Annotated in this window: 26 protein-coding genes; 25 read left to right on the plus strand and 1 reads right to left on the minus strand. The window is 46.6% G+C overall.

Features of this window, described 5'->3' with window-relative positions; translation table 11 throughout:
- The first annotated feature begins 12 nt into the window (after positions 1 to 12).
- The 13 genes from MHB71_RS05960 (at position 13) to MHB71_RS06020 (ending at position 10,384) form a co-directional block, all read left to right on the plus strand.
- Positions 13 to 1,107 carry a prephenate dehydrogenase gene (locus tag MHB71_RS05960; protein WP_017687717.1) on the plus strand — a complete coding sequence of 365 codons (1,095 nt, stop codon included), beginning with the start codon at positions 13 to 15 and terminating at the stop codon, positions 1,105 to 1,107.
- A 726-nt stretch (positions 1,108 to 1,833) separates the two neighbouring features.
- Positions 1,834 to 2,427, plus strand: a complete 594-nt coding sequence (locus tag MHB71_RS05965; protein WP_036607662.1) for a sigma-70 family RNA polymerase sigma factor — start codon at positions 1,834 to 1,836, stop codon at positions 2,425 to 2,427.
- On the plus strand, positions 2,424 to 3,059 hold the full coding sequence (locus MHB71_RS05970) for a zf-HC2 domain-containing protein (RefSeq protein ID WP_036607660.1): 636 nt from the start codon (positions 2,424 to 2,426) through the stop codon (positions 3,057 to 3,059). Before MHB71_RS05965 ends, MHB71_RS05970 begins: the two co-directional genes overlap by 4 nt.
- 43 nt (positions 3,060 to 3,102) lie before the next feature.
- Positions 3,103 to 3,702 carry a histidine phosphatase family protein gene (locus tag MHB71_RS05975; RefSeq protein WP_100527233.1) on the plus strand — a complete coding sequence of 200 codons (600 nt, stop codon included), beginning with the start codon at positions 3,103 to 3,105 and terminating at the stop codon, positions 3,700 to 3,702.
- 234 nt (positions 3,703 to 3,936) lie between these two features.
- Positions 3,937 to 5,055, plus strand: coding sequence for a hypothetical protein (locus tag MHB71_RS05980; protein ID WP_340029069.1), 1,119 nt, complete (start codon positions 3,937 to 3,939; stop codon positions 5,053 to 5,055).
- A 44-nt stretch (positions 5,056 to 5,099) separates the two neighbouring features.
- The gene (locus tag MHB71_RS05985) at positions 5,100 to 5,606 is read left to right on the plus strand and encodes a gamma carbonic anhydrase family protein (protein WP_091018016.1); all 507 of its coding nucleotides are present in this window, start codon (positions 5,100 to 5,102) and stop codon (positions 5,604 to 5,606) included.
- A gap of 23 nt (positions 5,607 to 5,629) precedes the next feature.
- On the plus strand, positions 5,630 to 5,809 hold the full coding sequence (locus tag MHB71_RS05990) for an IDEAL domain-containing protein (protein WP_017687723.1): 180 nt from the start codon (positions 5,630 to 5,632) through the stop codon (positions 5,807 to 5,809).
- 152 nt (positions 5,810 to 5,961) lie between these two features.
- A complete protein-coding gene (locus MHB71_RS05995; protein WP_091018014.1) occupies positions 5,962 to 6,384 on the plus strand; it encodes a DUF2487 family protein in 423 nt (140 codons plus the stop codon).
- 192 nt (positions 6,385 to 6,576) lie between these two features.
- On the plus strand, positions 6,577 to 7,116 hold the full coding sequence (locus tag MHB71_RS06000) for a ubiquinol-cytochrome c reductase iron-sulfur subunit (RefSeq protein WP_036607648.1): 540 nt from the start codon (positions 6,577 to 6,579) through the stop codon (positions 7,114 to 7,116).
- 15 nt (positions 7,117 to 7,131) lie between these two features.
- Positions 7,132 to 7,803: a cytochrome b6 gene (locus MHB71_RS06005; RefSeq protein ID WP_017687726.1), complete on the plus strand. Its 672-nt coding sequence runs from the start codon at positions 7,132 to 7,134 to the stop codon at positions 7,801 to 7,803.
- Between the two features lie 21 nt (positions 7,804 to 7,824).
- Complete coding sequence (locus MHB71_RS06010; protein WP_091018012.1) at positions 7,825 to 8,709, plus strand: menaquinol-cytochrome c reductase cytochrome b/c subunit; 885 nt, start codon at positions 7,825 to 7,827, stop codon at positions 8,707 to 8,709.
- Positions 8,710 to 8,821: 112 nt separating this feature from the next.
- Positions 8,822 to 9,448: a DUF1405 domain-containing protein gene (locus MHB71_RS06015; protein ID WP_091018277.1), complete on the plus strand. Its 627-nt coding sequence runs from the start codon at positions 8,822 to 8,824 to the stop codon at positions 9,446 to 9,448.
- Between the two features lie 66 nt (positions 9,449 to 9,514).
- Entirely contained in the window at positions 9,515 to 10,384 is an 870-nt protein-coding gene (locus MHB71_RS06020) for a sporulation protein YpjB (RefSeq protein WP_179198573.1), read from the plus strand.
- A gap of 121 nt (positions 10,385 to 10,505) precedes the next feature.
- Here MHB71_RS06020 and MHB71_RS06025 read toward each other — a convergent pair whose 3' ends face one another.
- Positions 10,506 to 11,375, minus strand: coding sequence for a YitT family protein (locus MHB71_RS06025; RefSeq protein WP_091018009.1), 870 nt, complete (start codon positions 11,373 to 11,375; stop codon positions 10,506 to 10,508).
- 172 nt (positions 11,376 to 11,547) lie between these two features.
- On the opposite strand from MHB71_RS06025, the gene MHB71_RS06030 reads away from it, so the two are divergent.
- The 12 genes from MHB71_RS06030 to MHB71_RS06085 all read left to right on the plus strand — a co-directional run bounded on the left by MHB71_RS06030 (position 11,548) and on the right by MHB71_RS06085 (position 21,301).
- Positions 11,548 to 11,877: a nucleotide pyrophosphohydrolase gene (locus tag MHB71_RS06030; RefSeq protein ID WP_017687732.1), complete on the plus strand. Its 330-nt coding sequence runs from the start codon at positions 11,548 to 11,550 to the stop codon at positions 11,875 to 11,877.
- A gap of 50 nt (positions 11,878 to 11,927) precedes the next feature.
- Positions 11,928 to 12,452 carry a tetratricopeptide repeat protein gene (locus MHB71_RS06035; protein WP_091018007.1) on the plus strand — a complete coding sequence of 175 codons (525 nt, stop codon included), beginning with the start codon at positions 11,928 to 11,930 and terminating at the stop codon, positions 12,450 to 12,452.
- Between the two features lie 80 nt (positions 12,453 to 12,532).
- Entirely contained in the window at positions 12,533 to 13,336 is an 804-nt protein-coding gene (dapB, locus tag MHB71_RS06040) for a 4-hydroxy-tetrahydrodipicolinate reductase (protein ID WP_036607633.1), read from the plus strand.
- An 11-nt stretch (positions 13,337 to 13,347) separates the two neighbouring features.
- Positions 13,348 to 13,788 (plus strand): methylglyoxal synthase, encoded by a 441-nt coding sequence (gene mgsA, locus MHB71_RS06045; RefSeq protein ID WP_017687735.1) that lies wholly within the window; start codon positions 13,348 to 13,350, stop codon positions 13,786 to 13,788.
- Positions 13,785 to 14,483, plus strand: coding sequence for a bacillithiol biosynthesis deacetylase BshB1 (bshB1, locus tag MHB71_RS06050; RefSeq protein ID WP_036607631.1), 699 nt, complete (start codon positions 13,785 to 13,787; stop codon positions 14,481 to 14,483). The genes mgsA and bshB1 overlap by 4 nt, the downstream gene beginning before the upstream one ends.
- Positions 14,484 to 14,582: 99 nt before the next feature.
- Positions 14,583 to 15,743, plus strand: coding sequence for an N-acetyl-alpha-D-glucosaminyl L-malate synthase BshA (bshA, locus tag MHB71_RS06055; protein WP_091018005.1), 1,161 nt, complete (start codon positions 14,583 to 14,585; stop codon positions 15,741 to 15,743).
- A gap of 62 nt (positions 15,744 to 15,805) precedes the next feature.
- A complete protein-coding gene (locus MHB71_RS06060; protein ID WP_340029070.1) occupies positions 15,806 to 17,104 on the plus strand; it encodes a CCA tRNA nucleotidyltransferase in 1,299 nt (432 codons plus the stop codon).
- The gene (locus MHB71_RS06065) at positions 17,091 to 18,068 is read left to right on the plus strand and encodes a biotin--[acetyl-CoA-carboxylase] ligase (RefSeq protein WP_091018004.1); all 978 of its coding nucleotides are present in this window, start codon (positions 17,091 to 17,093) and stop codon (positions 18,066 to 18,068) included. The genes MHB71_RS06060 and MHB71_RS06065 overlap by 14 nt, the downstream gene beginning before the upstream one ends.
- Positions 18,069 to 18,412: 344 nt before the next feature.
- The gene (gene panB, locus MHB71_RS06070; RefSeq protein WP_036672039.1) at positions 18,413 to 19,291 is read left to right on the plus strand and encodes a 3-methyl-2-oxobutanoate hydroxymethyltransferase; all 879 of its coding nucleotides are present in this window, start codon (positions 18,413 to 18,415) and stop codon (positions 19,289 to 19,291) included.
- On the plus strand, positions 19,288 to 20,184 hold the full coding sequence (gene panC, locus MHB71_RS06075; RefSeq protein WP_091018001.1) for a pantoate--beta-alanine ligase: 897 nt from the start codon (positions 19,288 to 19,290) through the stop codon (positions 20,182 to 20,184). Before panB ends, panC begins: the two co-directional genes overlap by 4 nt.
- Positions 20,177 to 20,560, plus strand: a complete 384-nt coding sequence (panD, locus tag MHB71_RS06080; protein WP_017687742.1) for an aspartate 1-decarboxylase — start codon at positions 20,177 to 20,179, stop codon at positions 20,558 to 20,560. Before panC ends, panD begins: the two co-directional genes overlap by 8 nt.
- 93 nt (positions 20,561 to 20,653) lie before the next feature.
- Positions 20,654 to 21,301, plus strand: a complete 648-nt coding sequence (locus tag MHB71_RS06085) for a tetratricopeptide repeat protein (protein ID WP_091017999.1) — start codon at positions 20,654 to 20,656, stop codon at positions 21,299 to 21,301.
- Positions 21,302 to 21,415: the final 114 nt, after the last annotated feature.

Raw genomic sequence — 21,415 nt, forward strand, 5'->3', positions numbered from 1 at the left:
GAGTGAGGACCCATGAAACTAAAAATTGCAATGATTGGTGTAGGACTCATCGGCGGTTCACTGGCGCTCTGCTTCAAAGGCAAGCCAGATGTAACCGTGATGGGCTACGCCCACTTGGATGAACTGAAGGACAAGTACATAGCGAGCGGTGTAGTGGATGATGCTACGCTCTCTCTGGAAGAAGCGGTAGAGGATGCCGACTTTATTTTTTTGTGCGTTCCCGTAGGTTTGCTTGAATCCTATTTCGAAAAGCTCTCCAAGCTGCCATTGAAAAAAGGATGTATCATCACGGACGTAGGAAGCACTAAAGCTTCCATTGCCGCTTGTGCCGAGCATGTGCGGTTAACTGACGCTTACTTCATTGGTGGTCACCCTATGGCGGGGTCGGAGCGTGCAGGCGTAGATGCGGCCTCAGCCGTGTTATTTGAGAATGCATACTATGTCTTAACCCCTTCAGAACATGTACCTGAGGAAGCCTACAGCAGGTTGTCTGAGCTGCTTGCGTATACGCGGGCACAGATCGTGCGTGTGGAGCCTCTGCTGCACGATGACATCGTGGGGGCGATTAGTCATCTGCCACATGTTATTGCTGTTGCACTGGTGAATCAGGTGCGTGAATATAATGAGTCGAATCCACTGTATAAAATGCTGGCTGCGGGTGGTTTCCGGGATATTACCCGGATTGCGTCCAGTGATGCGATTGTGTGGAGAGATATCTTGCTTAGCAACCGTGATGTACTGCTGGGCTTGCTTAAGGACTGGAATAGCCAAATGACGGCCTTTACGGATATGCTGGAGCATAAGAACGGTGAAGGCATAGAGGAGGCATTCCGTCAGGCCCGCGAGTTCCGCAGTATATTACCAGAACGACGCAAAGGCATGATTTCGCCGTTATTTGATCTATATACTGATGTCCAGGATGCACCGGGTATGATCGGTAAGATCGCAACTGAGCTTGGGGCGAATGACATCAACTTGAGCAACTTGGAGATTATCGAAAACCGGGTGGATGTGCCGGGCATTATGCGTCTGTCTTTCCGTCAGGAAGAAGATATGGAACGAGCCAAGACGTTATTGGATTCCTTAGGCTATCAAGTGTGGATATAAGACGAGAAAGAGGGCGAAAGCCCTCTTTTTTGTGAGGTTATATTGGAGTTGTTATGTGATTTTCAGTCACAGAAAAAAAGGATGTATTATCCTGATTTACCGAAAGATATAATTAATTCAAACAATTTTACTGAAAGTGTTGACAAAATGAAAACGTATACATATAATAAGGGTACAGTATGGTTTCTCTCCACTCCTATCCAATAACTGTATTGCTCCACGTGAGCAATGGCCGCTTATGTAAGCGGTCTTTTTTTTGTCTAAGAAAGTTATGGGAAAGGCATTGATATGTTAATAGTTACATTTGAACTTACATCCTCTATTTACATCTCCCTCCTTAATCTGTTAGGATACCTTAGATCCAATAAATATCACATTTTTGTAACCTTTTCAGTATATCGTCCGTCTATATAAGCAAGGGTTACCAAAAAGGCTCAAAATGAAGTCATGAACGTGAAAATGACCGCATATGAATGACAGGTCGGGTTTTGTGGATGCCAATGGATTTGCCAGGATGATGCAGACCGTTGTACAATAAATACTGTTAATGTAGAAACGTTGGGGAAATTGCCATTACATAGGGGAATTTGGCGGGAAGGCCAGTTATGGCGCTGAACGCTTTTTATATGCGGTGAGAACCGCAACTTTTTTGTGCCTGTTCGGTAATACATGGATAGAGTCGAACGGGGAGAAGCACATGGATGGGCGAGGAGGGGTCGCACTCAAATGACGGATTCCCAGTTGATTCGAGAGATCAAGGAAGGTAACCTGGAGTTATATTCCGAGCTGATGAGTCGTTATCAGCGTAAAATACTGGCTTTCGTATATCATATGTTGAAAAGTTCCAATATGGAGCTGCTTGCGGAAGATCTCTGTTCTGAGACTTTCTATAAGGCGTTCCGCAGTCTGCACTCTTTCCGTGAGGTGGATGCCTCATTCTCAACCTGGTTATATACCATTGCGAGAAATACGGTACTGAGTGAGCTTCGCAAACAGCGCAGCGGAAATGTCCCACTTGAAGAGAGCGGGATTGTTCCCGTTGCTCCTTCGGAGAATACACCGGAGTATGCTGTACTACGCAGCGAGCGGGTGATGCTGGTTAGGGATGCGATTAACAATTTGCCGGAGAAGCAGCGTTCTGCGATTATACTCCGTGAGTATGATCAACTAGACTACCAAGAGATTGCGAATATTCTTGGGCAGAGCGTCAGTTCTGTGAAATCGCTATTATTCAGAGCAAGATCAAGCGTAAAAACTCAATTGGAACCTTATTTCTTCGAACCGGTGTACGAGCCATATGAAGGGATGAAGAACCGATGAATTGCAATGAAGCCCAGGAACTGTTTGCACTGGTCTGGGACTTGCCGGAAACTCATCCTCAGCGGATTGCATTTCATGCTCATCTCGCTGGTTGTGAAGAGTGCTCCGAGCAGTTTGAGGTCTGGGAAGAAGCTCAGATCTTGCTGCACAGCATTCCGGTTCCAGTGACAGAACAACAAGCAGAGAGAGTGAACCGTAACGTTATGGACCGGATCTACGCGGAGTCTCCATGGTTACTGCCGGAAGAGGTAAAGGTTAATCGTTTCTCTGCTGTGATCCGCAAGCATATGTCTTTGTGGATTGCCGCGTTCCTGGCTATTTTTTTATGCAGCTTTCTGTATATGGCAATGTTTAAGCCAGACGTATCAGAAGCTGAGCAAACCAAAGTTGTTACTACGGGTATCCTGGAGACAGGGGTTGCCGGAAGCGGACCATCGTCCTCTGGAATGTATCAGTACAACATGACTGGAGCGGACAGAGGAAGTATCATAGAACCTTTTGTTGTGAGCATGGGACCTGCTTATCCGCAGTATTGGATGGCCCTCTCTTTACTTGCAATAGGAATGGCGTTATTTTCTCTTGGACGTATGCATCGAACAACGAATAAACGCAAACAAGGTGCGAGTGCATAGGTAATAACCTTTCGTTCGCCGTGTGGAGAAATGAGGGATGTAAGTGCGAATCGGGCTTATTCGTCACGGTCTTACAGACTGGAATGCGGCGGGCCGTATACAGGGTCAGACGGATATTCCTCTGAATGGAGAAGGTCGTGAACAGGCAGAGCGCCTGGGAAGACGTCTGCTGACGGAAGAATACCAATGGGACTATATCATCACAAGTGGATTATCGCGGGCACAGGAAACAGGGGAGATTATCTCCAAGCTGTTGAATGTACCTTTGCTCAAGCCAGACGCACGGTTGAAAGAAAGGGCTTTTGGTCAGATTGAAGGTCTGACTTCAGAAGAACGGGTTGCCCGTTGGGGCCAATCCTGGGAGACATTGGACTTGGGACAGGAGCAGATAGCGGATATCCAGATTCGTGCACTGGCGTTTCTGGAAGATCTATGGTCTGCCTATTCGGACCAAAACGTACTCATTGTCACTCACGGAGCTTTCTTAGCCAACCTTTTAACAGCTTTGTTTAAAGATCGGTATACAGAACGGATTGGAAACCTGTCACTGACGATCCTGGAAAAGGAACGTGATGACTGGAGTCCACTGTTATATAATTGCACACGACATCTGTCTTTGGACACAGCGAAACAACCTGAGTAATCCAACTTGGGTTGTTTTTTTTGCTTTTTATGGGCAAATAAAGACTGTATATGATTTCAAACCTCTCATTTTTCTTCTGATTGACCAACTCGGGGCATAGTATGGTTTAAAACATAAAAGATTTCCAAAAAGAGGTTTAGATTATGGGAATTCCGTCAACGATGTTTACAAAACCAAACTATTTCAGGCTCTGAATCAGTAGTCGAAGTAGTTAACGGGCGAGGCGATGGACCCATGAATCTAGCGGATATGCTTACTTTTGCCGATATTGGCCAGCTTAATCGAATAGCAGACTATTACCAATGTGAATGCAAGCCCAATTCCAAACATGAACTCATCCAGAGTATTCTCACTACATTGGGCAGCAGACCCTTTTTTGAGCAGCAGGTACGTCAACTGAATCAAGCAGATCAGCGCTTTTTGAACAACTTGTTGTTTGATCCTCGCCAGTATTATGGTATGGAAGAACTCATTGCCATAGCCCGTCAATCGATGGACAAAAAGGAGAGTGAGGCTGGCGCGAGTCCACGTGATCTCATCGTTCGCTTCAATAAGAGTGGATGGTTGTTCAATGGGACAACGCAGCAGACCAGGTATTTGTATCAGGTACCCCAGGATCTGAAATTAAGATTCAGGGATGTGTTATCCACACATCTGCGAGCAGGGATTACCAAAACAACGGAGCCACCCATGTATCGGGATGAGTATCATCTCTTAGCGGATGATCTCAAGTTGTTCCTGCAGTTTGTCCAGCAGCACGAAATTGCCCTTAACGCTGAAGGCATGATGTACCGTCGCTCTCAACAGCAGATTATGGAGCATCTGCACATTAGTGAGGAATTGGTGGGCAAAGGTGGATGGAGATTCGGATATGGCCGTTCCTTCAAGGATTACCCGGATCGTTTCGCACTTCTCTACGACTATGCATTTCACCATCGGCTGGTTCGTGAGGAGCAAGGCACGCTGAAGTTATCACCAGCTGGAGAAGACAAGCTGGCAGCTGAGAAAACAGCCGAAATGATACAGCTATTTAGGTTTTGGTTAAGATTGTATAAAGGTGCTATTCCCAATTTGTCCTCTATTGTGTATTGGACAGGCGAATGTGCCCAGGAATGGTCAACCGCCGAGTCACTGTTTCGTCAGATCGGTCCGTTCATTCAGCCGTTTTACTATGATACGGCCGAGGCCATTTATGATAACAGAATTGTTAAAATGATGTTGCATCTTGGCATGGTCCGTATTGGGGAACATGAGGAAGGCCGGACGATACAAATGACAGCCTGGGGCACACGTCTTGCTGCATCCTGTCGCTCCATCTCAGGAGACATTACGCCTATTATGTTTGACAAGTGAAGGACAAGTTGCTAAAATCACTCCCAAATTAAGGAGTGATAATAATGATAATTCCATACAAAGGTCTACAACCTCAGTTACACCCTTCAGTATATATGGCTGAAGGTGCAAAACTGATCGGTGATTTGAGAATGGGAGAAGGGTCTTCCGTCTGGTTCAATGCAGTCCTGCGGGCTGATTTGGCTCCTATTATCATTGGAAAGCGCTGTAATATTCAAGATAACGTTGTCGGGCATGTCAATACTGATCAACCTTTGATTGTGGGAGATGATGTCTCAGTAGGACATACAGCGATCATTCATGGTTGTTCTATTGGAACAGGATCATTAATCGGCATGGGCGCCATTCTGCTGAATGGAGCCGATATTGGCGAATATACGCTGATTGGAGCCGGTTCTGTTGTTACTGAGAATAGTAAAATTCCGCCCTATACTCTTGCTTTGGGGACACCTACCAAAGTGATACGTGAGCTGACTGATGCCGATCTGGAGCGGATGTCCAGAACTTCACTGGGTTATGTTACCAAAGGAAAAGAATATAGGAGCTCTTAAATCCGTTTTGGAGGTGCATCCTATTGGATAAAATGAAAGTTACGTATGAAGTCATGTTGGGGCTGGCAGCTGAGATGGTTTGGGACGAAGCGCTTCGCAAACAGCGCAGCGAGAAGCTCTATTTGGAAATCGATAAAGCGTTAGCTACCGGAGACGAAGTAGCTTTCCGGAGTCTGACGGATGAACTGAGGACCATAAACTGATAGGCAAAATATATCCTTTCTGAGATAAAAGGGAATGCGCAGAGGCGTATTTCCTTTTTTGATATGTGTAACTCTGAAATGAATGTCTGGATTTATAAGATATGGTCATATATAATATGGGAATAAAATGGATAGAGAGGGGATATAGGGAATTGAAATTCAGTGAGATGACTCAAGACAGCTGGGCTGAACTGCAACTCTATCTGGATACATGCCTTATTCCATACACAGCTATTAGCGGTGAGCAGTCGCCAGTTGAAGCTACCGAGGCATTGGAGCGGCTGAGAGATTTTCTGGATCTGGTCGAAATTCCTTTCAAAGGGAGAATCATGACTTATCCAGCCTTTCATTATGCTAATTCGGAATTGTCAATGACATTAAATTCCTTGTCCGCACAGCTTAAATCTTCAGGATTCAAATATGTGGTTATTATGACATCAGATGGTCATTTGGATGGCGTGGACATTCCAGCTGCTGATCTGGTTTTGAGTCGGTCCGTCTTAACTCATGAGGTTGGAGAAGAAGGGATTGCGAGATTTGTAGGGGAAAAGATACGAGAGTTGTGGAAAAAATAGTTTTTAGCGACAAATGTGACAATTTACCAACAATTTTTTAATAACGCTTACAATTGAACCTTAAAAATGTGTGACAAATTCTTGACGGTGTTCTAGGGCTACTATATGATTATGTATGTTCTAGTAAGTCGTGGAATTTATGAAAATGAAAACGTTTGAGAGAGTTGGCTGAAAAAGGGGGTTGGAGACAGTATGAGCAGTGAGCATGACCACGAAGCTTCATTGAAATTGCCAAGCCGCATGGAGATGTCACGCAGGCAGTTCTTGACGTACACGCTTGGTGGAGCTACAGCCTACATGGCCGCCGGTGCAATCCTTCCTATGGTCCGTTTTGCGGTGGACCCGATTTTGCAACATAAGGGAGAAGGCACCTCTGTCAAAGTAGCTGAAATCAGCAAAATTACGAATGAGCCTCAAGAATTCACCTTTGAACTTAAACAACAGGATGGTTGGTATCTGAGTAATGCATCGTTAGTGGCGTGGATTCGCAAAGACGAGCAGGGTAAAATTTATGCACTCTCACCTATCTGTAAACATCTGGGATGTACAGTAGGCTGGAATAGTGACAAGCAGTACCCTGACGAGTATCATTGCCCCTGCCATGGCGCGCACTATGACAAGGAAGGGAAGAATCTTGCCGTAGCCCCCAAACCGCTGGATGAGTACGTAGTCAAGGAAGAGCAGGGTTGGGTATATCTGGGCGACATTGTTCCGAACACCCGAGTGAATTAGGAGGCGTGAACGCAGATGTTTAAAAATGTCTATGACTGGATTGACGAGCGTCTCGACATCACGCCAATCTGGCGGGACGTTGCGGATCATGAAGTTCCAGAGCATGTAAATCCGGCTCATCACTTTTCCGCATTCGTGTACTGCTTTGGTGGATTGACGTTCTTTATTACTGTTATTCAGATTTTGTCAGGCATGTTCCTGACCATGTATTACGTACCTGATATTATCAATGCCTACGCAAGTGTGGAGTATCTGCAGACCAAAGTAGCCTTCGGCCAAATTGTTCGCGGCATGCACCACTGGGGAGCCAGTCTGGTTATCGTAATGATGTTCTTACATACGATGCGTGTGTTCTTTACAGGCTCTTACAAGGCACCGCGTGAAATGAACTGGGTTGTCGGCATGCTGATCTTTTTCGTCATGTTGGGCCTGGGGCTGACAGGGTACTTGTTGCCATGGGATAACAAAGCCTATTTTGCAACAAAAGTAACACTGGAGATTGCCAATACGGTTCCTTGGCTGGGACCGATTATTAAAGAATTCCTGCAAGGCGGTACGATTGTTGGTGCACAGACACTAACCCGATTCTTTGCCCTGCACGTATTCTTCCTCCCCGCTGTGCTTCTGGTGCTTCTGGTCGGACACTTTATCATGATCCGCAGACAGGGCATTTCGGGACCACTATAAACTGAGAAGGGAGGAATCGCAATGGCTCACGGACATAAGAAGGATGATGAGGAAAAGGTTATCTTTGTCGGTGATTCACGGGTCCGTAAAGGGGCGGGATTTATTACCCCGCCTGATTACACGGCGTATCCCGGCAAATCAGAAGCCTTTATTCCCAACTTCCTGCTGAAAGAATGGATGGTTGGTGTCGTTGTATTGGTGGGGATTCTGGTACTAACGATCTCAGAACCTGCACCTTTGGGGTATCCGGCCAATCCAAGCGCATCCGTTATACCCATGCCGGATTGGTACTTCCTTTTTCTGTATCAGTACTTGAAGTATCCATACGCATCGGGCGATTACGTTCTGCTCGGGGTACTGGGAGTCAGCGGAGTCGCTTTTGGAGCTTTGCTGCTGGCACCATTCCTGGACACAGGTAAGGAGAGGCGTTTCTATAAACGCCCCATTGCTTCATCACTGATGATTTTGTCGGTCATTTCTGTATTCTATCTGACGAATGTAGCGTGGACACATTACGAGCATGAGTTGGAAGCAAGTGGACAGAAGCCTGAGCATATTCAACGTGAAGAAGAAGCACTGGAGAGGCGAGAACAGGGGCTTCCGCCCGTTTCCAATGCACCTGGACAGCAAGAAGAAGTTGCGATCGTGGAACAGGATGATCCTGCAATGGAAACGTACAAAAAGGCTGGGTGTATTGGCTGCCATGCGGCTGATATGAAGGGTGCAAGTGGACCTTCACTTCGGGGTGTGGGTGACAAGCACAGTCAGGAAGAGATTCTGACTATTATCAAAGAAGGTTATAACGAGATGCCTGCGATGTACGATCAAGCGATTGCTCAAGGTGTAACGGATGAAGAGATTACTCATCTGACCGAATGGCTTGCGAAACAGAAAGCAGAACAGTAAAATCGAAATAACCAATGAAACCTGATCGTTTATGCGGTCAGGTTTTTTTGAAGTGTTTTTTTGGACAGCACTGTATCGTGCGCAATATATGATCAAGGAAGGGGCAGGGAATGTGGCTTTATCGTATTTCTGGAGTAGGGAATTTCTGACCAATCGTTATTTCCTGTGGCTATTATTTTGGTGTAATGCGGTAGGAACGGTATACGGATACATCTGGTACGGGGAGCAAATGAAATTGACGCTGGCGGAGCAGCCGGTGTGGCAGATCGTATTTGTGCCAGATAGTCCAACAGCGAGTTTGTTTTTTACTTTAGCATTGTTATGGGTCTTGTACCCACCACGGTCCATCATTATCAAACGGATCGGACATGTGATTCAGGCGCTTGCCGTGGTCACATCTGTGAAATATGGCGTGTGGGCCGTATCCATTATTTTCGCTGGCTGGATGCAAGGTGGTACACAGCACTGGCAAGACTGGATGTTGATTGCTTCGCATAGTGCGATGGCCATTGAAGCTCTTATTTATGTACGCTTTTTCGGCTTCCGCTGGGCTTCCCTTGTCGTTGCAGGTCTCTGGACACTATTGAATGATACGATGGATTATACATATGATATTTACCCTTGGTTACCCGCATCCCTCTATGATCATGTAGATGGTGTGCGTAATTTCACATTCGGACTGACACTGGTAAGCATTCTGTGCGCGTGGCTGGCTTTAAGACAAGCGAAACGAACCTAATATCCGATCTTGAGCTTGTTCTAATGAACTGTCCCCCGCCATACATTGGTGGTGGGAGGGATGTCCATGAAGAGAACGTTTGGGATCAAAACTGGCTTACTGGTGGTATCGTTCATGGCTCTGTTGCTTTGGACGAACTTAGCATATCGTGTATCCGCGCAAAGTGAAGCATTGAATTTGAATTCAGATCAGCAAGTGTCCACAAGCAATTCAATTGCACAACTGAATGAGGAAGCAGCCATATTGTATCGACAGGCGCTTGAGAATAATATTGAAGAAGTGCGAGGCAGCATTCTGCGTATCAGTAAAAGTCTGGAGCATATTTCCTTTGAGGGACAAACGACAGTTGAGGGCATTCACGCCTTGTCCGAAACCATTGTTGAAGTGAAACAAGCCGTTGTGAAGGTGAAAAATGACGATGCTTCTCTTCAGCAGTCCTCTGCCAAACTCAGACTTGCAGCAGATAGTCTCGCGAATCCAACCAAGCCTTTATGGCTTCAGTATTATAAAATTGTGAAAAACGATCTGGACGCTTTATCCGCTGCTACAAATCAAGGGCAAACTGCGGCCGTACTGGCAAACCGTTACACCGTTCTGGAGGAGCATTATGAGACGATTCGTCCTGCCGCACTGATTCGCCGTGAACCGTATGAGATTGCTCAGATGGACGCCTGGTTATCTCATACCAAAGGCCTTACCGCTGCCAAGCAACCTGATCTGGCTCAGTTAAAGAGCATGGTGGGCCATGGGGAGGAACTGGTAAACCAGTTATTTGGTCGCGAGAAGGACGAGAGTGCCTTTGTACCTTTTGTACAAGGCCCTGATCGCAGGGCAGCCGGACTGCTCATTAGTTCGGTCATTGTGGCGACGTTAAGTTACGCCGGATATCGAAAATATCGTGCGCAGCAGCAGGGGATTTTTCCTTTTCGGCGCTAATCGGATATGAACTTGATCCTGGTCTATAAGTGGTATATAAAAAAAGACCTCTTTCCACATGAACAGCCACGCTAACGGCTCTTCATGTAAAAAGAGGTTTTCTTGTAGTTTCTGTGTTATATCAGCTTTCTTTGAAACCTTCTCCATGTACATCGTGAACATCGCTGATGATGACAAAAGCTCTGGGGTCAATGGCACGTACAATGGTCTGCAGACGCCTGAACTCTTGCCTGGAGATCACACAGTAGGCCATGTGTTTGGCCTGTTTAGAGTACGCGCCAATGGCTGGAATGAGGGTAACGCCACGATCCATATCCCGTGTGATCTGCTCAGCAATCTCGGGCGCATGGTCACTAATGATCATAAATGCCCGGGCAGAATATGCACCTTCCTGAATAAAGTCGATGACTTTAGAGGCGATAAATACAGCTACGAGCGTGTACAGAATTTTTTCTTTGGGGATGTAGATGAGAGAGAGCCCGATAATGACGAAGTCGATGCCCAGTAATACTCGGCCCATACTCCATCCATACTTGCGGTTGAGAATACGAGCGATGATGTCTGAACCGCCCGTCGTTCCACCCCAACGGAATACAATGCCAAGACCGGCTCCAAGGGTGACACCTGCATATAGTGCAGCTAACAGGAAGTCATTCTCGGTATGTAATGGTTCAATCCAGCCCAGATGAATCAACTTCTCAAACAACCATAGAAAAACGGTTAGTGCCCCGATTCCGATACCCGTATAGATCATCTGTCTGCCGCCCAAAATTTTGAGCCCGATCAGAAAGAGGGGAACATTCAGAATCAAGGTTGTAAGTGAAGGTGAGATGCCAAAAGCGTAATTGATCAGCACCGTAACCCCAGTAAGGCCGCCTTCCATAAGCTGATTGGGGATAATAAAATAGAGGAGCCCAAAGGCATATAAGGCTGTACCCAGCACGATGGGAAGAACCAGTTTAACTTGAATCCAGGTTTTGGCAGTGCTCATAAGATCCCTCGCTGTAGATAAATTAGAATGAAGAAGCAATCATTCCCATCTAGTATACCTGTTTATTGATTCTTTAAAAATGATTTGTAGATGATGATGGTGGAAGTGAATCTAAATAACTGATATTATTAGGAACAAATACGACATCATTTCAAAAGGAGAATCCGTTCTCATGGAGAAAAGCATCGCAGAAATGCAGCGTGAGGTTGATCAGTATATCTCCCAGTTCAAGGAGGGGTATTTCAGTCCTCTGGCCATGTTGGCCCGGATGTCTGAAGAGGTTGGGGAGCTCGCCAGAGAAGTGAATCATGAATTCGGCGAGAAGCCGAAGAAATCTTCCGAAGCAGCCAATTCCATTGAACTTGAGCTTGGAGATATTTTATTTATCACGATTTGTTTTGCGAACTCACTGGGAATTGATCTGGCTGAGGCGCACGATAAAGTCATGCATAAATTTAACACCCGCGATGCCAATCGGTGGACTCCCAAAAACACCGATTAGGCGTAGATTACATATGCTGTACCATCACCCGATCGGGGAGGGTCAGCTTAATGATGAAACCGGAAGAATATATGCAGCAGGCTTATCGCTGTATATTACAAAATGATTTTGAGCAGGCGATTCGTTGGTTCGAGTCAGCCATTCACGCTTATCCAAAACATGCGGAGTTATATTATCGCTGTTCCATTACACACGCCCGCAGCAAACATCTGGTTCCGGCGCTTGAATATGCACGCAAGTCGGTTGAATTGTCGCCAGGAACAGAAGAGTATATTTTGCATCTGCAGACGTTGGAAGCAAAACAATTGACCTCCAGAGCGAAGTTGCTGTTGGAGCAGGCGGGTACTGCAACACAGGAGCGCTATGTGGAAGCGTCTACGCTTCTGCAAGAAGCGGTCCAACTTGATCCGCTCTCAGTGGAAGCTCATGTGATGCTTGCGCTGGCTTACAGTGATTTGAATGAATTTGAATATGCAATTCAGGCGCTGCGTGAGGCGATTTTGATGGATCCGCAGAATGTGCAACTGCATCAGATGTTACAGGAAATCAAGCAACGTATGAAATCCATTCAATAAGAATTCATTTTGCAAAGATTTCTTTTGAGTAGAAATGGATTCAACGATATGATCCAACATAGCGAGGAGATGCAGTCAATATGAGTGAAGTAATCAGAGTTGCCGTGATCGGAGCGGCTGGCCGTATGGGCCGTGAAGTTGTGAAATTGGTACTTCAGGACCCGGAATTGGAGCTTGCAGCGGCTGTCAACCGCTCCGGAGCAGGCACGGATGCAGGAACCCTTGTTGGTTTGCCAGAGTGTGGGGTGCTGGTGACTGATGATATCGAAATGGCTTTTGCCGAAACAAAACCGCAGGTTATGGTTGATTTTACAGTACCACAATTTGCGTTTGCACATACTGAGATCGCGATCCGTCATGGAGTCAGACCTGTCATGGGTGTTACCGGCTTCACGCCGGAGCAGATCGAACAGTTGGACAAGCAGTGCCAGGACAAAGGAATTGGAGGGCTTATTGCCCCTAACTTCTCGATTGGTGCCATTTTGATGATGCGATTCGCAGCACAGGCTGCCAAACATATGCCAAATGTGGAGATTATCGAATATCACGGGGATCAGAAGCTGGATGCTCCTTCCGGAACTGCGATCAAAACAGCGGAACTGATTGCTGCCAATCGGGAAGAACTTCGTCAAGGTAATCCAAATGAGGAAGAAACGATTGAAGGATCACGGGGCGGGTATTACAATGGCTTCCGAATTCACAGTGTACGATTGCCTGGCGTATTCGCGCAGCAGGAAGTTGTTTTCGGAGACTATGGACAGTCACTCAAAATTCGGCATGACTCCTACGAGCGCGCAGGTTATATGCCTGGTGTTAAGATTGGTGTGCAAAAGGTTATGGAGTATACAGGAATGATCTACGGATTTGACCACTTTATCGACTAAAGGAGATTGTCATGTTGAAAATAGCATTTATCGCCCATGATCGTAAAAAAGAAGAGATGGTTAACTTCGTGACGGCATATGAGCCTGTTTTTACGGACCATCAATTATATTCTACAGGAACAACAGGCCTTCGTATTATGGAAGGAACATCTCTGAAGATTCATCGATTCGAATCAGGCCCACTGGGCGGAGATCAGCAGATTGGAGCTTTGGTTGCGCAAAATGAGATGGATCTGATTATTTTCCTGCGAGATCCACTGATGGCACAACCTCACGAGCCGGATATCAATGCGTTGCTACGTCTTTGTGATGTGCAGGGAATTCCCCTTGCCACGAATATCGCAACCGCTGAGATTCTGGTTAAGGCTCTGGATCGTGGTGATTTTGCCTGGAGAGAGCTGGTACATAAGTACAAGCCGGAGGCTGGATTGAATTCAGGTGATTCCGAATGAGTCTGGATATTCTCATCTTTGGAGCACATGCAGACGATGCGGAGATTGGTATGGGTGGAACGATTGCCAAACATACCGCTGCTGGCTTGAAAGTAGGCGTGTGTGATCTGACTCGTGCTGAGATGTCTTCCAACGGAACAGTAGAGCGCAGAACCGAGGAAGCGGAGCAAGCCTCCCGCGTCCTCGGTCTTTCGTGTCGAACGAATCTGGGGCTTCCTGATCGTGGCTTATATCTTACGCCTGAACATGTACAGGCGGTGACGGCTGAGATACGACGTCATGCCCCTCGGATGGTGTTTGCTCCGTATTGGGAAGATCGTCATCCGGATCATGTCAATTGCAGTAAGCTTGTGCAGGAGGCTGTATTTAACGCCAAGCTTCGCAACTACATGCCGGATATGCCTGCCGTGCAGGTGAAGGAACTTTATTTTTACTTTATTAATGACATCGGGCCTACGGATTTGATTGTCGATATTACGGAACACTATGAGCAAAAAGAAGCTTCATTGCTCTCTTATCGTTCCCAATTCGAACTGGGAGACGGAGCGGTCTCGACGCCATTGAATCAAGGGTATATTGAACGTGTAAGAGCCCGTGATTCCTTGCTTGGACAGCGTAGTCTCATCCCGTTTGCAGAAGGTTTTGCTACAATTACACCTTACGTGGTTCATCAATTTGGCTCGGGTGCCCAATAAACGATTTCACATTTTACGTTTAATGAAACGAAGGGTTTCATTATTCCATTGCAAGATATCAACCTGCATGAAGCGGGAGATCAAAGGAGCGTCCACAGGATGGATAAAAAGCTAAAAATCGGCATCACCTGTTATCCGTCCCTCGGCGGGTCTGGCGTTGTCGCAACGGAGCTGGGCAAATTACTTGCCGAACAGGGGCATCAGGTTCATTTTATTGCCAACAGTATCCCGTTCAGACTGGGTACGTTCCAGAAAAATATTTTTTATCACGAAGTTGAAGTAAATGATTATTATGTTTTCCGTTACCCTCCGTATGACCTGTCACTGGCAACAAAGATGGCTCAGGTGGCTAAGTCACAGCAGCTGGATCTGCTGCATGTTCATTACGCCGTTCCACACGCAGTATGTGCCTTTCTTGCGAAACAAATGGTAGGGGACGGCCTTAAAGTGGTTACCACGTTACATGGAACGGATATTACGGTTCTGGCTCAGGATGAATCTCTTAAGGATCTGATCCGTCTAGCCATTAATGAAAGTGACGCGGTTACTGCCGTATCACAAGATTTGATTCGGGAAACGGTCGAATTGCTGGATATTCAGCGTCCAATCGATCTAACCTATAATTTTATTGACAAACGAATATATTATCCGCGGGATGCTGCCAGTCTGCGAAGAGACTTTGCTGCGCCCGACGAAAAAATATTAATGCACATCTCCAATTTCCGACCGGTGAAGAGAACTCAGGATGTGGTAGAGGTCTTCCGTCAGGTACAGGAGCAGGTTCCTGCCAAACTGTTATTTGTTGGTGAAGGACCTGATTTGCCCAAGATGCAATGGAAGATTAATGATCTCGGCTTGAATGATAAAGTTCATTTCCTTGGCAAACAGGATGACATTGCTCAGGTCATTTCCATGGCTGACGTGTTGATGCTTCCATCGGAGAAGGAAAGTTTCGGACTTGTGGCGCTTGAAGCAATGGCTTGTGGCGTACCTACGATCGGTTCACAGGCCGGAGGAATTCCGGAACTGGTCTTACATGGTAAGACGGGATTCTTATCCGCGATCGGGGATACACAATCCATGGCCGAGAACACCATCCGTTTATTGACGGATGATCGTTTGGCTGCGGAGTTCAGGGAAGCATGTCTTCAGCGCGCGCATCACGACTTTTGCAATGATGCTATTCGGCATGAATATGAACAGATATATTACCGGGTGTTGGGAAGGGAAGTTCCGAATCTGAAGCCGATTTGCGGTTAATCATTTCTTAGACGAAATCATACTGTGCATACCACAACAGGCAAGAGAAGAGGTGATATGTGGTGGTTCAATGGACACAGGTTGATCGTCAAATGGCAATGCAAAGTGAGAATGTACTCACAACATTAAACAAACATGGCTACAAGGCATATTGGGTAGGTGGTTGCGTTCGTGACGAATTGCTGGAACGAGTTGTAGACGATATGGATATCACGACATCTGCTTCTCCTCAGCAAGTCATGGAACGGTTTGACGATTGTATTCCTACAGGTTTGCAGCATGGTACGGTTACCGTTCGTTCAGGCGGTTATTACTTTGAAGTGACCACATTTCGAACAGAATCCGAATATCAGGATAATCGCAGACCTGCTGCAGTTCAATTTGTTCAGGATATCAAGGAAGATTTACAGCGGCGCGACTTCACGATGAACGCTCTTGCTATGGACGTCACTGGGACAATCGTTGACCCATTCGGTGGACAGGCAGATATCAAGGAAGAGCGAGTCAGATGTGTAGGTTCTGCGATGGAACGATTTGGTGAAGATGCACTGCGGATGCTCCGCTGTGTCCGGTTTGCATCGGTATTCGATTTCAAAATTGCTCATAATACGTGGAAGGGTCTTGTAAGGCAGAAGGACCTGCTTCAACATATAGCGATGGAACGGGTACGGACCGAGATGGTAAAAATGATGTCGGGACCGCATCCATTAAGAGGGTTGGAACTGCTATACAGAAGTAATGCGCTTGCGCATATCAAAGCGCCGATAAGCTCGGCCCGATTCAACAAGATGTTGTTATCCAATCTGGAACAGCTGTCAGGTGAGCATGTGTTGCTCCGTTGGTCACTTATTCTGATTGCTGGCGGTTATAGCAAGGACGAAGCAGACGTATTATTACGTCAGTGGACATTCTCCAATGAACATCGTTCTCGTATAACAGGGGTCCTTCAGGTGGAGCAGTTGATTCATACTTCCGTTCAGGAGCAGAAGGATACGGTCAGTCTCCGTTCCGATTGGATTGTTACTGTTCTGGCTTGTGGTGTTCAGGCGGCAGATGATTGGCTTAGAATACAGTCTACACTGCCAGCAGGATGGCGGAATCAATCCGAACAGGCAGAAATGCAGGTTGTTTTGGTTCAAGAGCTTGCAGCCGAATGGAGTCAATCGATTTCTGTGCATGACTTGAAAGAGCTGGATATCACAGGGGAACAAGTGTTACAAATGGTGCAGCGCAAAGGCGGGCCTTGGCTGGGGCAACTGATGAAACATTTGTTACGAGAAACAGCGATTGGAACGATAGCGAATCAGCATGAAGCACTAAGTGCAGAAGTGAAGCGGGTGGTTCAAGATGACCAAACATGAAGATCTGTTACATATGTTATTAAATGCAGAAGGACGATTCGTATCGGGTGAAGAGATTAGCCGTAATCTGTCCATCAGTCGGACCGCTGTGTGGAAACATGTGAACAAGTTGCGAGACATGGGGTATGAGTTTGAAGCTGTATCCCGCAAAGGATACCGTCTGGTAACGAAGCCGGATAGCATTGATGCTACTGGCCTCCAATTGGCACTGGATACAACCGTATTTGGCCGTAAGGCTGTTTTGTTGGCCTCGACCCTGTCTACGCAAGGGGATGTTCTCAAGCTAGCTGAGCAAGGGCAGGCAGAAGGTGCTGTGGTCATTGCGGAAGAACAAACAGGAGGAAGAGGACGTTTCGGTCGACAGTGGTTCTCTCCTCCAGGTAAAGGAATCTGGATGAGTGTTCTGTTACGCCCTGATCTACCACTTCAGCACACGCCGCAGCTAACTTTATTAACAGGTGTGGCTGTATGTCGTGCCGTTCGAGCTTGTTCAGGAGCTGATGCAGGCATCAAATGGCCCAATGATCTGTTGATTGATGGACGCAAGGTATGTGGCATATTGCTTGAATCCACGGTGGAAGATCATGAAGTCAGGTACTGTATTGCAGGTATAGGCGTTGACGTGAATTTTGATCCCGAGGATTATCCGGGAGATCTGACAACGATAGCTACTTCACTCAAGATGGAGACGGGGCAATCCGTAGATCGCACCAAACTAACGGCTGCCATTCTGACGGAGCTTGAACAGTTATATTTTTTGTATCAAAAAGAAGGATTTGGCGTAATCTCAGCCCTATGGGAGGCCCTGTCCGTATCGATGAATCGAGAGATTACAGTGACGAATCCTCATGGTGTCATTGAAGGGAAGGCAATCGGTCTTGACCCTTCTGGAGCACTTATCGTGGAGAAGCACGATGGAGAACATACACTAATCATCTCTGGTGAGATTTCCTGGAAATCATAAACAATTTGTCGAATTTTCACTGGTAAAATGAACATAAGACGTGAAGTTTGAGCAGAACTTTGGTATACTGTGTTCGTGAGGCGATATCGGCTAATGCAGACCGAATTGCACTCCCGTAACAGTAACCTTTGTTCTGCTTTGATGTGTTTTATATAAGCAGACCGCAGTGCAAGAATGAAATACGTTTAAGTGAGTTGTTGGATTCTGCTCTGAGCCGAAGAGGACCGAGACAGAAGGGACGATCGCAAGTGACTCTTTTTTGACTTTTCGGGACTTTTTAGTGGAAAACTAAAAGGTTTTTTTGTTGCGTTTATTTGAAAAGAAGAAAGGAGCCATGAGAGAAAATGGCGAACAAACAAGCATTGAATATTGTGAAAATGAAAAAATATAAGCAGGATGGCGTGCCGCTTACCATGATCACGGCTTACGATTATCCAACAGCACTCCTAGCAGAGGAAGCAGGTATCGATCTGATCCTGGTTGGCGATTCACTTGGCAATGTAGTACTGGGTTATAATTCGACGCTTCCTGTGACCATCGACGACATGGTGTACCACACACGTTCCGTTGTGCGCGGTGCTGAGAAGACATTTATTGTGGCTGATATGCCTTTTATGACGTATCATGGCAGCGTGGATGAGACGCTTAAGGGTGTACGTCGACTGATGCAAGAGGGGCATGCCCATGCGGTTAAAATGGAAGGCGGAGTTGAGATAGCGGACACCGTCAGAGCAGTCGTGCAAGCAGGCGTGCCGGTTCTTGGACATATCGGACTGACACCTCAATCGGTTAATCAGATTGGTGGTTACCGCATTCAGGGCAAGGATGCAGCGGATGCGAAACGTCTGATGGACGAAGCCAAGGCCTTGGAAGCTGCTGGTGCGTTCGGTATTGTGCTTGAACTGGTTACGGAAGAAGTTGCACGGGCGATCTCGGAGGAACTATCCATCCCTACCATAGGAATTGGAGCAGGACGAGGCTGTGATGGTCAGGTACTGGTATTCCATGATGTGGTTCAATACGCTTCTCCGTATACGCCCAAACGTTTTGTCAAAACCTATGGAGATGTGGGTACATTAATCAGAACCAGCATCGAAGCATACGTGAAAGAAGTGAAAGATCGTTCGTTCCCGGCCGAAGAGCATGTATTTAATGCTGCGGATGGTGTTTTGGATCAACTGTACGGCGGACAACGCAAGGAAAAGGTGGGGAGTAACTCATGAAAGTATTACGGACAATCGCAGAGTTAAGACAGGAACTAAGCTTGAAGCGTCAAGCGATTAGGTCCAATACATCCGTTGTAGGTCTGGTACCAACAATGGGTTATCTTCATCAAGGTCATGCAAGCTTGATGCAGGCAGCCAGACAACAGAGCGATATCGTGGTATTAAGCATATTTGTTAATCCGATTCAATTTGGCCCTAATGAAGATTTTGACAGCTATCCGCGGGATGAAGCCAGAGATGTGGAAACAGCACGCTCACAAGGAGTGGATATCGTATTTATTCCCTCTGTGGAAGAGATGTATCCACAGGCAACGCAAACGACGGTATCTGTCTCAAAACTGACGGATCGCTTATGTGGTGCTTCCCGTCCGGGTCATTTTGATGGGGTAACAACTGTAGTCTCCAAGCTCTTCAACATCGTACAGCCACAGCGTGCATTTTTTGGTATGAAAGACGCTCAGCAGGTTGCGGTCATTCAACAGATGGTGAATGATTTGAATATGTCTGTAGAAATTGTACCCTGTCCAATTGTTCGCGAAGAGGATGGGCTTGCCCTCAGCTCACGAAATGTCTATCTTAGCGCTGAACAGCGTACACAGGCGTTGGTTCTGTCGAAGGCACTGCGTGCAGCTCAGGAAGCCGCAGATACAGGTGCAGCTATAAACGCCGCAGATATCCGTCGTATTCTGCACGAGCAGATTGCAACCTCACCACTTGCGGTTATCGACTACGCCGAGATTCAGGCTTTTCCAAGCCTGGAGCCGCTCGCAGATCAGGAAGAAGTTCAAGGACGTGATGATCTGCTCATTGCACTTGCGGTGAAATTCGGAAAAACAAGATTGATTGACAATATAAGGTTGCAAAAATCGGAGGTACTGTCCCATGTTTAGAACACTGATGAAATCCAAAATTCACCGGGCTACTGTAACGGAAGCCAACTTGAACTATGTGGGTAGCATTACCATAGATGAAGATTTGATGGAAACATCCGACTTGATGGAAAACGAAAAAGTGCAAATCGTGAACAACAACAATGGTGCACGTCTGGAAACTTATGTGATTCCAGGACCACGCGGAAGCGGGGTCATATGTCTTAACGGCGCAGCTGCACGTCTGGTGCAGCCTGGAGATAACGTCATTATCATTTCTTACGCCATGATGTCGCAAGAAGAGGCAAATACTCACAAACCAACCGTTGTGTTTGTAGATGGACAGAATAAACCTGTACAAACGATGAAACAGGAAGTCCACGCAACAATTATGTAATCGACTGGTAAGGAGAATGAAATCGGCCCTTGAAGCAAAAAATGAGTACAGGTCACTGCACTAATCCATTTTTTCAAGGGTGGGGATGCATCGATGTTCCAGCATGTTTTCGCAGAAATGAACGACATGTTAGATGAAATTATCAAGAGCTATCCTTCCGCTGAAGGCCTGAACAAACAGGAATTGCTGCAAAAGTGGAATTTGCTTAAGCGGATGAGTGACGGAATGCTGGATGAATGGCTGATGTTTGAAGAAAAGATGAGCCAGGTGAGGGAGCGGGAGATGGATAAGCCTACTTCCCTTGAACCGGAACAGGAAGCTGTTACTGCTCTGCCTGAACTCCATCTGGAATGTTTCAGTCGAGGTCAGGGCTATTTCAAATTACAGATGTATCCGCAGGCGATCATGCAGTTCTCCCGGGTTGTGACCGACCATCCGGAGAGTGCATTGACACGTTTTTACCTGGCGCTCGCGTATCTGAATCTGGAACAAATGGCGGAAGCCGGGACACATTTGCAGCAGATCATGTACCTTAAGGGTTCTCCTCGATTAAAAGGGCTTGTATGTAACGCCCTGGGCTGTATTCAAGCCAAGCTTGCGAATCCCGAAGCTGCATGCTCTCTCTTTGCACAGGCCCTTCAGTATGACCCGACATTGACCGAACCACTGTACAACATGGAAGCTTGCAGGTTGAACAGGGGAAAATTGCAATATGCTAATCAGCTGACGACCCTTCATTAAGCGGGAATTCGGCGACAAAAAACGGTGTTCCCTCCTTTGGCATAGCGGCGGGGACACCGCTTTTTTGTCAGTTAATTTTCAAATCCCCTTTTTTTTGCTATGCTGTAACATAGA

It is taken from the genome of Paenibacillus sp. FSL H7-0940 (assembly GCF_037979415.1).
GTDB classification, from domain to species: domain Bacteria; phylum Bacillota; class Bacilli; order Paenibacillales; family Paenibacillaceae; genus Paenibacillus; species Paenibacillus amylolyticus.